The sequence below is a fragment of the Streptomyces sp. NBC_00582 genome (assembly GCF_036345155.1).
In the GTDB taxonomy this organism is placed as follows: domain Bacteria; phylum Actinomycetota; class Actinomycetes; order Streptomycetales; family Streptomycetaceae; genus Streptomyces.
The window spans coordinates 7,686,044-7,698,964 of the sequence record NZ_CP107772.1; the positions used below are offsets into that span (position 1 = coordinate 7,686,044).

A 12,921-nucleotide genomic window follows, 5' to 3' on the forward strand; every position below is an offset into this window, starting at 1 on the left:
CGCCACGCGTCACCATGAAGTGAGGAGGTCTGCGGCCTGCTCGCCGTACGAAAGGCCCTGGTACGAGGGAGGGCGCACGCCATGCCCGAGCTCCCGGACGTCGAGGGATTCCACGAGGTGCTGGAGTCCTGCGCGAAGGGCAGGGTCGTACGGCATGTCGAGGTGCGGGATCCCGGGGTGCTGCACGGGGTGAGCGCGCGGCGGCTGCGCGAGGCGCTGGTGGGCCGCCGCTTCACCGGGGCGGAGCGGCGCGGCAAATGGCTGCTCGCCCGCACCGGCGGCCCCACGCTCCTGCTGCACTTCGGGATGACCGGCCGACTGCTCTGCGCCCGTCCCGACGACCCGGTCGAGGCGCACGACAGGGTCCTGTTCACCCTGTCCCGCGACCGCCGGCTCCGCTACCGCGACCAGCGCAAGCTCAAGGGCCTCTGGCTGGCCGAGGACGAGGCCGACGTCGGGCGGCTGCTGGGGGACCTCGGCCCCGACGCGCTCACGGTGGACCGCGGTGACTTCGAGGCCGTCCTCCACGCCCGCCGGGCCGGCGTCAAGACCGTCCTGACCGACCAGACCGCCCTCGCGGGACTCGGCAATCTGCTGGCCGACGAGATCCTGTGGCGCGCGCGGCTGCATCCGACGGCACGGGCGAGCGAGCTCGACGACCCCGAACTCAGGCGCCTCTACACCCAGATGCGCCGCACCCTGCGCTCGGCGGTCCCCACCGGCCGCGTCCCGCCCCGGGACTCCTGGCTCACCGGGCACCGGGACGACCCGGACCCCGTCTGCCCCCGCTGCGGCACCCCGCTGCGCCGTACACGGGTGGGCGGCCGCGGGACGGTGTGGTGCCCCCGCTGCCAGTAGACCTCCCGCCGCGCTGTCCTGACGGGGCGTCAATCCATAACGGCTTGCGTTTCTTTCGCGCCACCCCCTGCCCTTCCCGGCCACCGCACCCTTAACATCGCGCCACTGCAAGGTTTCTGAAAGATTTCCGCAAGAGCCTTCAACGGAGAAGGAACCCCCACATGGCACGCAGCAGAACCCTTTCGGGCGCCATGGCCCTGGCCGCCGGTCTGACCCTCCTCGGCCCCATGGCCCACGCCACCCCGCCCGGCACCAAGGACGTCACCGCCGTCCTCTTCGAGTGGAACTTCGCCTCCGTGGCGAAGGAGTGCACCACCACCCTCGGCCCGGCCGGCTACGGATACGTCCAGGTCTCCCCGCCGGCCGAGCACATCCAGGGCGCCCAGTGGTGGACGTCGTACCAGCCGGTCAGCTACAAGATCGCCGGTCGGTTGGGGGACCGCGCGGCGTTCCGGGCCATGGTCGACACCTGTCACGCGGCGGGCGTGAAGGTCGTCGTCGACACCGTCGTCAACCACATGGCGGCGGGCAGCGGCACCGGCACCGGCGGATCGTCGTACACGAAGTACGACTACCCCGGCCTGTACTCCTCCTACGACTTCGACGACTGCACGTCCTACGTCACCAACTACGCCGACCGCTGGAACGTCCAGCACTGCGAACTCGTCGGCCTGGCCGATCTCGACACCGGTGAGGAGTACGTCCGCAAGACCGTCGCCGGCTACATGAACGACCTCCTCACCCTCGGAGTCGACGGCTTCCGCATCGACGCGGCCAAGCACATCGACACCGCCGACCTGGCGAACATCAAGTCCCGGCTGACCAACCCGAACGCGTACTGGAAGCAGGAGGTGATCTACGGCTCGGGCGAGGCCGTGCAGCCCACCGAGTACACCGGCAACGGCGATGTGCAGGAGTTCCGTTACGCCTACGACCTCAAGCGGGTCTTCACCAACGAGAACCTCGCCTATCTGAGGAACTATGGCGAGGGCTGGGGCTATCTGAGCAGCTCCGTCGCCGGAGTCTTCGTCGACAACCACGACACCGAGCGCAACGGCTCCACCCTCAACTACAAGGACGGCGCGAACTACACCCTCGCCAACGTCTTCATGCTCGCCCATCCGTACGGCGCCCCGGACGTCGACTCGGGCTACGAGTGGTCCGACACGGACGCCGGTCCGCCCAACGGCGGTACGGTCAACGCCTGTTGGCAGGACGGCTGGAAGTGTCAGCACGCCTGGCCGGAGATCCTCCGCATGGTCGCCTTCCGCAACGCCACGCGGGGTGAGGCCGTCACCGACTGGTGGGACAACGGGGGTGACGCGATCGCCTTCGGCCGGGGAAGCAAGGGGTACGTGGCCATCAACCACGAGAGCGGCTCCCTGACCCGGACCTACCAGACGTCCCTCGCCGCCGGGACGTACTGCAACGTCCAGAACAACACGACGGTGACGGTGAACTCGAGCGGCCAGTTCACCGCCACCCTCGGCGCCAACACCGCCCTGGCGGTCTACACCGGCAAGACGAGCTGCTGAGCCGTCCCCGCCCTCCCCGCGCGCACCGTGAACCCCGCGGTGCGCGCGGGGCCGACGGTCCCGTGGCGGCTGGGCCTGCTCACCCGGACGAACTCGACATGCCGAGCGCTACTTCCAGGTGTCGCTCGTGGTGTATCCGGACGAACCGCCCGTCGTGTACGAGCGGTTCGTCCCGGACTCCCAGGTGACGTTCCCCGAGCCGTCCTTCTTGACGAACTTGTACGCGAAGGCCGTGGTCTCCGGGACGATCACCGTCCTGCTCCACGTCGGGTACGACGCCGAGGACAGCGGGATCGCGTCGGCCGTGTTCCAGGAGCCGAGCGAGGCGATCGAGCCGACGACGTAGACGTTCGTGCCGCTCGTGGTCGGGGCGTACTTATGTGGCTCCGGAAAGGGGTTTCTGGTTTCAACAACTCGTGAGCGTGAGGCAGTTGAGAAGGCCCGTCAAGGCTCCGGTGAAAGTTCTTGCTGTTGATTGCAAGACTCTTGCTGTAAACCTTTCGGCGGCGATACGGTCGCGCGGGGTCGGACCCGAGAGAGCCGCCATCGCCAGGGGTGCCTTGTGGCCGGCCTGATCCGCAAGACACCCCCTAGGAGTTCACACCGGTGATACAAGTCAGACGGGTCGCGGCCCTCGCCGTCGCCGCCCTCGCCGCCGCGCTCGTGCAGCCGCCGGCCGCCCACGCGGACAGCCCGCCCCCGCCGCCCTCCGACGCGAAGCTCGCCGCCGAGCCCGCCCGGCACGACGACACCCGCGAGCAGTTCTACTTCGTCATGCCGGACCGTTTCGCCAACGGGGACACCGCCAACGACAAGGGCGGCCTGACCGGTTCACGTCTGACCACCGGCTACGACCCCACCGACAAGGGCTTCTACCAGGGCGGCGACCTCGAGGGTCTGACCAAGCGCCTCGACTACATCAAGGGCCTCGGCACCACGGCCATCTGGATGGCCCCGATCTTCAAGAACCGTCCCGTGCAGGGCACCGGCGGCAACGCCTCCGCCGGCTACCACGGCTACTGGATCACCGACTTCACCCGGGTCGACCCGCACTTCGGCACCAACGAGGACCTCGAGACCCTCATCGCCAAGGCGCACGCCAAGGGCATGAAGGTGTTCTTCGACGTCATCACCAACCACACCGCCGACGTCGTCGACTACGAGGAGAAGTCCTACGACTACCTCTCCAAGGGCGCCTTCCCCTATCTGACCAAGGACGGCGAGCCCTTCGACGACGCCGACTACGCGGCCGCCGGAAAGACGTTCCCGGCCGTCGACGCCGACTCCTTCCCGCGCACCCCGACGGTCACGTCCACGTCCAAGGTGCCCTCCTGGCTCAACGACCCGACGATGTACCACAACCGGGGCGACTCCACCTACGCCGGCGAGTCCACGACCTACGGCGACTTCTCCGGCCTCGACGACCTGTGGACCGAGCGCCCCGAGGTCGTCAGCGGCATGGAGAAGATCTACCGGCGCTGGGTCGGGGACTTCGACATCGACGGCTTCCGGATCGACACCGTGAAGCACGTGAACATGGAGTTCTGGACCCAGTGGGCGACGGCGCTCGACGCGTACGCGGCCCGGCAGGGCCGCAAGGACTTCTTCATGTTCGGCGAGGTCTACTCCGCCGACCCGTCGATCACCTCCCCGTACGTCACCCAGGGCCGCCTCGACGCCACCCTCGACTTCCCCTTCCAGGAGGCGGCCCGCCAGTACGCCTCCCAGGGCGGCAGCGCCCAGAAGCTCGCGGGCGTCTTCGCCGACGACTACAGGTACACGACCGACAAGGCCAACGCGTACGAGCAGGTCACCTTCCTCGGCAACCACGACATGGGCCGCATCGGCCACTTCCTGGACCAGGACAACCCCAAGGCCACCGACGCCGAACTGCTCAAGAAGGACCGGCTCGCCAACGAGCTGATGTTCCTCAGCCGCGGCAACCCGGTCGTCTACTACGGCGACGAACAGGGCTTCACCGGCTCCGGCGGCGACAAGGACGCCCGCCAGACGATGTTCGCCTCCCAGGTCGCCGACTACCTCGACGACGACGAGATCGGCACCGACCGCACCCACGCGAGCGCCGCCTACGACACGAGCGCGCCCCTGTACCGCCGGATCGCGGCCCTCGCGGGGCTCCGCAAGGCCAACCCGGCGCTGACCGACGGCGTCCAGACCGAGCGGTACGCGGCCGAGGGCGCGGGCGTCTACGCCTTCTCCCGCACCGACGCGAAGACCGGCACCGAGTACGTCGTCGCCTTCAACAACGCGGACACCGCGCGGAGCGCGACCTTCGCGACCGGTTCCGCGAGCATGGCCTTCCACGGGATCTACGGCACCAAGCGCACCGCGACCTCCGGCGCCGACAAGAAGATCACGGTCACCGTCCCGGCCGGTTCGGCGATCGTCCTCAAGGCCGCCGGAAAGCTCGCCAGGCCCGCGACCAAGCCGACGATCACCCTTACGGCCCCCGCCGCCGGCGCCACCGGCACTGTGGAGCTCAGCGCCGATGTGGACGGCGGGCAGTTCAACCGGGTCGTCTTCGCCGCCCAGACCGGCAACGGCACGTGGCAGACCCTCGGCTCCGCCGACCACGCCCCCGACAAGGTCACCCAGACCCTCGGCAAGGACGTCCCGGCCGGAACGGCCCTGCGCTACAAGGCGGTGGTCGTCGACTCGGCAGGCCGGACCGCGTCCGCGACCGCCGGGTCCACCACCGGCACCCCGCCCGCCGAGGAGACCCCCACCGCCTCCTCCCGCGACTACGCGATCGTCCACTACCGGCGCACCGACGGCGACTACGCCGACTGGGGCCTGTACGCCTGGGGCGACCTCGCCGACGGCGAGGCCACGAACTGGCCGGACAGCCACCCCTTCACCGGCCGCGACGCGTACGGCGCCTTCGCCTACGTCAAGCTGAGGCCCGGCGCCTCGAACGTCGGCTTCCTCGTCATCGACAAGGACGGCACCAAGGACGTCTCCGCCGACCGCACGATCGACGTCACCAAGACCGGCGAGGTCTGGATCGAGCAGGGCAAGGAGGACGTGCAGACGGAGCGGCCCGACCACCCCGCCCAGGACAAGTCGAAGGCGGTCCTGCACTACCACCGCGCCGACGGCGACTACGACGGCTGGGGCCTGCACGTCTGGACGGGCGCCGCCGGCCCCACCGAGTGGTCCAACCCGCTGAAGCCGGTGCGGACCGACGCCTACGGCGCCGTCTTCGAGGTGCCGCTCACCGACGGGGCCACCAGCCTCAGCTACATCCTCCACAAGGGCGACGACAAGGACCTGCCCGCCGACCAGTCCCTGGACCTCACGGCGAACGGCCACGAGGTGTGGCTGCTGGGCGGCCAGGAGAAGTACCTGCTCCCGCAGCCGGCCGGGTCCGCCGCCGCGCTCGACCTGACCACCTCCAAGGCCGTCTGGATCGACCGGAACACCCTCGCCTGGAACGGCTCCGACGCCGCCGCCTCCACCCAGCTCCTGTACTCCCACGACGGCTCGATCACCGTCGACAAGTCCACGCTGACCAGCGACGACGAGCGCTGGCTGCGGCTGACGAAGAGCACGCTCACCGACGCCCAGAAGGCCAGGTTCCCGCACCTGAAGGACTACACCGCCTGGTCCGTCGACCCGCGCGACCGCGACCGGGTGCGTGAGGCCCTCAGCGGTCAGCTCGTCGCCTCCCAGCGGGCGGCTGGGGGCACCTCCCGGGCTTTCGGCTCTGGGGGAGGTGTGGTCCTCGCGGCGACCGGCGTCCAGATCGCCGGAGTGCTCGACGATCTGTACCCCGCCGCGACGAAGGCGAAGCTGGGTCCGACGTTCGCCAAGGGCCGCCCCACGCTGGCCGTCTGGGCGCCGACCGCGCAGAAGGTGTCCCTGGAACTCGACGGCTCCCTCGTGAGGATGCGGCGTGACGCCGGCACCGGCGTCTGGTCCGTCACCGGCCCCGCGTCCTGGAAGGGCAAGGCCTACCGGTACGTCGTGAAGGTCTGGGCGCCCAGCGTCCGCAAGGTCGTCACCAACAAGGTCACCGACCCCTACTCGGTCGCCCTGACGGCGGACTCCGAGCGCAGTCTCGTGATCGACCTCGACGACAAGGCCCTGGCGCCGGGCGGCTGGTCCTCGTACACCAAGCCGAAGGCGGTGCCGCTCAAGGACGCCCAGATCCAGGAACTGCACATCAGGGACTTCTCCGTCGCGGACCCGACCGTGCCGGTGCAGGACCAAGGCACCTACCTCGCCTTCACCGACAAGGACAGCGACGGCTCGAAGCATCTGCGCGCCCTGGCGAAGTCGGGCACGTCGTACGTCCACCTGCTGCCCGCCTTCGACATCGCGACCATCCCCGAGAAGAAGGCCGACCGGGCCACCCCCGACTGCGACCTCGCCTCCTACGCGGCCGACTCCGACCAGCAGCAGGAGTGCGTCGCCAAGACCGCCGCGAAGGACGCCTACAACTGGGGCTACGACCCGTACCACTACACGGTCCCCGAGGGCTCGTACGCCACCGACCCGGACGGCACCGCCCGCACGGTCCAGTTCCGCAGGATGGTCAAGTCCCTCAACGAGGACGGCCTCGGGGTCGTCATGGACGTCGTCTACAACCACACCGCCGCCAGTGGTCAGGCGGACACCTCCGTGCTGGACCGGATCGTCCCCGGCTACTACCAGCGGCTGCTCGCCGACGGGTCGGTCGCCAACAGCACCTGCTGCGCCAACACCGCGACCGAGAACGCCATGATGGGCAAGCTGGTCGTCGACTCGATCGTCACCTGGGCCAAGGAGTACAAGGTCGACGGCTTCCGCTTCGACCTGATGGGCCACCACCCGAAGGCCAACATCCTGGCCGTCCGCAAGGCGCTCGACGCGCTGACCCCCGCCAAGGACGGCGTGGACGGCAAGAAGATCATCCTGTACGGCGAGGGCTGGAACTTCGGTGAGGTCGCCGACGACGCCCGGTTCGCGCAGGCCACGCAGAAGAACATGGCCGGCACCGGCGTCGCGACCTTCTCCGACCGGGCGCGCGACGCCGTACGCGGCGGCGGGCCCTTCGACTCCGACCCCGGCGTCCAGGGCTTCGCGTCCGGCCTGTACACCGACCCCAACGGGTCCGCGGCCAACGGGACGACGGCCGAGCAGAAGGCCCGCCTCCTGCACTACCAGGACCTGATCAAGGTCGGTCTGTCCGGGAACCTCGCCGCCTACCGGTTCACCGACACCGACGGCAAGGAGGTCAGCGGCGCCGAGGTCGACTACAACGGGCAGCCCGCCGGATACGCGGACGCGCCCGGCGACGCCCTCGCCTACGCCGACGCCCACGACAACGAGTCCCTGTTCGACGCCCTCGCCTACAAGCTGCCGTCGTCGACGAGCGCCGCCGACCGGGCCCGGATGCAGGTCCTCGCGATGGCCACGGCCGCCCTCTCGCAGGGCCCGTCGCTCTCCCAGGCCGGCTCCGACCTGCTGCGCTCCAAGTCCCTGGACCGCAACTCCTACGACAGCGGCGACTGGTTCAACGCGATCCACTGGAACTGCGCCGACGGCGACGGCTTCGGCCGCGGGCTGCCCCCGGCCGCCGACAACGCCTCCAAGTGGACCTACGCCAAGCCCCTGTTGACGAGCGTCGAGGTGGGCTGCCCGCAGATCACCGGCGCCTCCGCCGCCTACCGGGACCTGCTGAGGATCCGTACGACGGAGAAGGCGTTCTCGCTCGGCACGGCCGCGCGGGTCCAGTCGGCGCTGTCCTTCCCGCTGTCCGGCACCGACGAGACACCCGGTGTGATCACCATGGAGCTGGGCGACCTGGTCGTCGTCCTCAACGCGACCCCGGCCGAGCAGCGGCAGCGGATCGTCTCTCTCGCCGGGAAGGACTACCGGCTGCACCCGGTGCAGGCAGCGGGCGCGGACTCTACCGTCAAGACCTCGTCCTACGTGCGGGAATCGGGCACGTTCGCCGTTCCGGGTCGTACTGTCGCGGTATTCTCCCGGGTCTCCTGATACAGGACTAGCTTGGTGGGGCGGTCCCGGCGCGGGGCCGCCCCACCACGTCGTTACCGAGAGGGCCGGGAGTCTCACGGTGCCCGCCGATCCGCTGCAGATGCAGTCCGTCGTCCGGGCCGCCCTGCGCGGGGCGCGACGCAGGGGCGACGCGGAGGTACGGGCCCGACGGCTGACGCTCCTCGCCGAGACGACCGCCGCCGTGCAGACCGCGCGCTGCCCGGGCGAGCTGGCCGAGGCGGCCGCGGAGGGCGCCGCCCGGCTGGCCGGAGCACCGGCGGTGGTCTTCGTGGTCGGCCCGGACGGCGGACTGCACCGGGGGACCTCCCTCGACCGCGGCACGCACGGGCTGCCGGACGCGGCCGCCCACGAGACCGTGGCCCGGCTGGTGTCCCGGCTCACGGCGGGGCACGGCGGACCCCGGGGCGTGGTCGCGCCGGCGACCGTGTGGCCGGCCGGGTTCTTCCGTCCGGGGCTGCGGGAGGCCGCCCGGCTGGTGCCGGCCGTGACCCCGGGCCGTCGGACGCCCGTGTGCGTGGCGGTCCCGGCCACCGCGCCCGTCGTCGACGACGGACTGCTCTCCCGCCTCGCCCGGGTCACCGCGCTGGCCGCCGAGCCGCTGCTGCTGTACCAGGTGGAACGGCATGTCGCGCTCACCCTCCAGCACAGCTTCCTGCCCCGCCCCGACCGGCCGCCCCGGCTCTCCGGCGTGGACCTGGTCGTGCGGTACGTGCCCGCGTCCCGCGAGACCGAGATCGGCGGCGACTTCTACGCCGCCGTGTCCACGGGAGGCCGGGTGCTCACCGCCGTCGGGGACGTCGTCGGACACTCGCTGGAGGCCGCCACGGTGATGGTGGAGATCCGGCACGCGCTGCGCGCCTACTGCGTCGAGGACCCCGACCCGTCGGTGCTGGCCGCCCGGCTCGACCGGATGCTCCAGCACTACCACCCCGACGTCACCGCGACCGTCTGCCTGGCCCTGCTCGACCCGGCCTCCGGACGGCTGCGGATCGCCAACGCCGGACACCTCCCGCCGCTGGTCGTCTCCGGCACCGGGACCGCCGCCTACGTCGACGTGGACGGCCCCCTCCTCGGCCTCGGCCTGGAGCGCCCGGCCCCCGCCGAGCTGAGGCTGCGCCCCGACGACCGGCTCCTCATGGTCACCGACGGGCTGATCGAGACCCGCGGCACCGACCTCGGCGTCAGCCTGGAACACCTGCGCACCGCCGCCGCGGCCGCCCCACCCGGCCTGGACGCCCTGTGCGACCTGCTGCTCACCCGCTTCGGCCCCGGCCAGGTGGACGACATCGCGATGCTGGCACTGCGGCTAGGGTGACGTGACATCGTCGCCCTGGAACAGGAGTGCTCATGCCGAACATCACCGTCGACCACTCGGCCTCGATCGACTTTGACCGGGACGCCTTCGCTCGGGCCCTGCACGCCTCGGTGGTGGAGATCGCGGCCGCGAAGCCGGAGGCCTGCAAGACCCTGTTCCGCGAGGCCGACGACACCGCGTACGGCTACGAGGACCCGAGCGAGGGGGGCCACGCGATCGTCCACGTCACCCTGGGTCTGCTCGCCGGCCGCACCGAGGAGACCAAGGCCAGGCTGACCGAGGTGGTCCTGGAGCTGCTGCGCGAGCATGTGAAGGACGGCGGGGGATTCGTGCTGCACGCCTCCGCCGAGGTCCGCGACCTGGACCCCTCGTACCGCAAGTTCGAGCGGGAGTGACCGCTACGACGCCAGCGCGATGAGCCGGGCCGCCAGGTCGCCGAAGGGGCCGTCGGCCGGCTCGCCGGCCAGCATGGGGTGCAGCAGGGTGCGCATCTCGTCGTCGTAGGCCGCGCTGACGGCGGTGAGCGCGGCGAAGTCGTGCACGAGCTGCACCTCCAGCTCCGCGCGGGGGATCCGCCGCCCGTCCAGCCAGATCAGCGCGGTCGACTCGGCGAGCGAGATCCAGGAGCGGACCACCAGCTCCAGGCGGGCCGGCGGGTCCACGATCCCCAGATGGGACAGGATCTGCTCGTAGGCGGCCTGGCGCACGGAGTCGATCAGGGCGTTGGTCGTGGACGAGCCGACGGCCGGGCCGCCCCGCATCAGGGCGGAGAAACCCGGGCCGTGCTCGTCGACGAAGTCGAAGTAGCGGCGCATCACCCGCAGCAGCCGTGAGCCGAGCGGCCCCTCGTGCGGCTCGCTGAAACGGGCGGCGAGATCCTCCGAGGCCCGCTTCAACGCGGCCTCGTACAGGCTGAGTTTGCCGGGGAAGTAGTGATAGACGAGGGGGCGCGAGATACCGGCGGCGGCCGCTATCTCGTCGATGGAGACCTCGTCGGGCGAGCGTTGGGCGAACAGGTCGAGGGCGACGCCGATCAACTGCTGCCGACGCTCCTCGACTCCCATTCTTCGACGAACCCCGGTAGTCATGCGCACACCTTACCGACCGAATCCGGCCGCGAACGGACCGGCCCGACCTCGGCTGTTCACATCTCGAGCACCAGTCGCTCACCGCGCGTGCCCGGCGGCTCGGGGCGTACCGCGGTGCGCGGGGAGACCCTTCCGAGGCGATCAGTTGAGTCCGTTGATCGAGCGTCCGTCCGCCAGGGTGCCCTTCAGATCCGCCTTCGCGCCCTTCTCGGCGGCGGCGGTGAGCAGATGGCCCGGCGCGGAGTCCCGCACGCCGCCCGTCGCCCGCACGTCGTGCGTCCCCGAGTCGCCGGCCGCGAGGAGATACCAGTGGCCTCCTTGCGACTTCCACAGCACCCCGGCGAGCACATGCGGATCGCGCGGCCCGCACGCCGGGACGTCCCCGGCCTTCGCCACCGCCGCCCCGAACAGCCCGCCCGGCGTACGGAACTGGGCCAGCACCCGGCTCCCGTCGCCCCGCCAGGTCTCCGCCCGGGTGCACACCCATTCCGCCGACCCGCTCCCGTCGGGGAGCACCTGATGGGCGTACGACCACGCGTTGACCGTGCGCACGCCCTGCCCGCGCACATCGGCCAGCGAGCAGGCGTACGGCGCCCAGGTGCCGAGCGCCTCGGCGCCCGTGGCCTCCTTCGGCGCGGTGGGCCGGCCGCCGGTGAGCCGGGCGGGGACCAGCTCGCCGAGGTCGGTGAGGAGATGGGTGCCGGAGGCGTCGGTGAGCTGCAGGACGTTCCAGCCGGTGCAGGTGCCGGTCCGGGTCGCCGGGCTGGCCAGCGGTGAGGTGATGCCGCCCGTGAGCGTCAGGGCCATCACCCCGGCGCCCGGCTTGCCGAGGTCCCGCTCGCCCGCCGCGGTCACCCAGGGCGCCGTCAGCCAGCGGACGTTGCCGTCGGCCCGGTCCAGGACGATCGCGGACGCCTCCACGCCGGTCGCGCCGTCCACCCGCGCGAAGTCCAGGGCGGCCCCGGCCGTGCCGTCCTCCGGCTCGGCGTAGCGGGCGATGCGCAGCCCGTCGTAGAAGAGCACCACGCGCGCGTTGCCCACATCGCCCGCGTACAGGAGCTGGGGCGGGCCCGAGGGGCCGCCGGCCGGGGTGTCGGGGGTCGCCGAGACCTGGACCGTCGTGCCGGGTCGGGCCCACACCGCGAGGGCGCGCCGCAGCAGCGCGGTGTCGCGGACGAGGGGGCCGCGGGCCGGCCAGACGGAGAAGTCGGTGCGCGCGGACGTCTTCCAGGCGACGGGGGAGACCCTCAGCAGCCGGCCCGGGTCGAGCGCGGCCTCGGCCGCCGGGTTCCGCGCGTACACCGGGGCGGCCGCGCCGTCCGGGCCCCAGCCGTCGCCGGGCAGGGCGACCAGCGCGCCGCACACCGCGAGCGCGGCCGCGGCGGCGAGCGCGGCCCTGGTGTGCCGACGGCGGTGCATCAGATCGGTGGGCCGGGCCTGCAGGGAGCAGGGGTCGAACTCGGGGGAGTCGAGCAGCGCGTACCGGGCGGGGACCGCGTCGGCCTCGTCCAGCGCCGCGCCGGTGTCCTCGACGCCGGCCTCGGCGAGGACCTTGGACACCTCGGCGTCCGGCAGCTTCTCCAGGCCGCGCAGCACATGGGCGGCGCGGGCCGGGCCGCTCAGCGCGGACAGCCGCTGGTCCAGGGCGAGTTCGTCGGCGCCGCCGGAGCGCGGGAACAGCCGGAGGCCCCACACCTGGGGGAGCAGCGGCGGTAGCTGCGCCCGCTTGGGCCACGCCGCGCGCAGGAGCGGACGGCCCGCCTCCAGCGCCGTACGCACCACCTGGAGGCGGACGTAGGCGTAGCCGGGGTCGCCGTCGCGGCCGTCGGCCTGGGCCTGCGCCGGGATCACGGGGGCCGAGGCCCGGCCGCGCGGCAGGGCGCGCTGGACGAGGGCGTGGGCGGTCAGCACCCTGCGGCCGCGGCCGAGGCCCGGCGGCAGCACCAGGTAGGCGAGCCGGACGAGACGCGGATAGTGCTCGACGAGCGCGGCCTCGGCCTGCTCGACGTCGACGGCCCGGTCGGTGACGGAACCGGGGGCGGGGCTCGGGGCGACATCCTGTGACTGCACGCCCAGCGCAACGAGCGGGGCGGTGGATGGT

Annotated in this window: 7 protein-coding genes and 1 pseudogene; 5 read left to right on the forward strand and 3 right to left on the reverse strand. The window is 71.7% G+C overall.

What is annotated here, in order from left to right:
- The first annotated feature begins 81 nt into the window (after window positions 1-81).
- Both OG852_RS34770 and OG852_RS34775 read left to right on the forward strand, forming a co-directional pair.
- Window positions 82-858 (forward strand): Fpg/Nei family DNA glycosylase, encoded by a 777-nt coding sequence (locus OG852_RS34770; RefSeq protein WP_330350013.1) that lies wholly within the window; start codon window positions 82-84, stop codon window positions 856-858.
- Between the two features lie 161 nt (window positions 859-1,019).
- Window positions 1,020-2,393 (forward strand): alpha-amylase, encoded by a 1,374-nt coding sequence (locus tag OG852_RS34775; RefSeq protein ID WP_208117039.1) that lies wholly within the window; start codon window positions 1,020-1,022, stop codon window positions 2,391-2,393.
- Window positions 2,394-2,501: 108 nt separating this feature from the next.
- Here the strand turns inward: OG852_RS34775 and OG852_RS34780 are convergent, their stop codons facing one another.
- The gene (locus tag OG852_RS34780; protein WP_330351549.1) at window positions 2,502-2,723 is read right to left on the reverse strand and encodes a carbohydrate-binding module family 20 domain-containing protein; all 222 of its coding nucleotides are present in this window, start codon (window positions 2,721-2,723) and stop codon (window positions 2,502-2,504) included.
- 276 nt (window positions 2,724-2,999) lie between these two features.
- Between OG852_RS34780 and pulA the strand changes: the two genes are divergently transcribed.
- From pulA to OG852_RS34795, 3 genes and pseudogenes are all read left to right on the forward strand, one after another.
- Window positions 3,000-8,396, forward strand: a complete 5,397-nt coding sequence (gene pulA / locus OG852_RS34785) for a pullulanase-type alpha-1,6-glucosidase (protein WP_330350014.1) — start codon at window positions 3,000-3,002, stop codon at window positions 8,394-8,396.
- 73 nt (window positions 8,397-8,469) lie between these two features.
- Window positions 8,470-9,732, forward strand: a pseudogene (locus OG852_RS34790) (PP2C family protein-serine/threonine phosphatase); the annotation flags it as partial.
- 32 nt (window positions 9,733-9,764) lie between these two features.
- A complete protein-coding gene (locus OG852_RS34795; RefSeq protein ID WP_330350015.1) occupies window positions 9,765-10,127 on the forward strand; it encodes a 5-carboxymethyl-2-hydroxymuconate Delta-isomerase in 363 nt (120 codons plus the stop codon).
- Between the two features lie 3 nt (window positions 10,128-10,130).
- On the opposite strand, the gene OG852_RS34800 is transcribed toward OG852_RS34795, so the two are convergent.
- Both OG852_RS34800 and OG852_RS34805 read right to left on the reverse strand, forming a co-directional pair.
- A complete protein-coding gene (locus tag OG852_RS34800; protein WP_133909955.1) occupies window positions 10,131-10,820 on the reverse strand; it encodes a TetR/AcrR family transcriptional regulator in 690 nt (229 codons plus the stop codon).
- A 141-nt stretch (window positions 10,821-10,961) separates the two neighbouring features.
- Entirely contained in the window at window positions 10,962-12,890 is a 1,929-nt protein-coding gene (locus OG852_RS34805) for a hypothetical protein (RefSeq protein ID WP_133909956.1), read from the reverse strand.
- Between the last annotated feature and the right edge of the window lie 31 nt (window positions 12,891-12,921).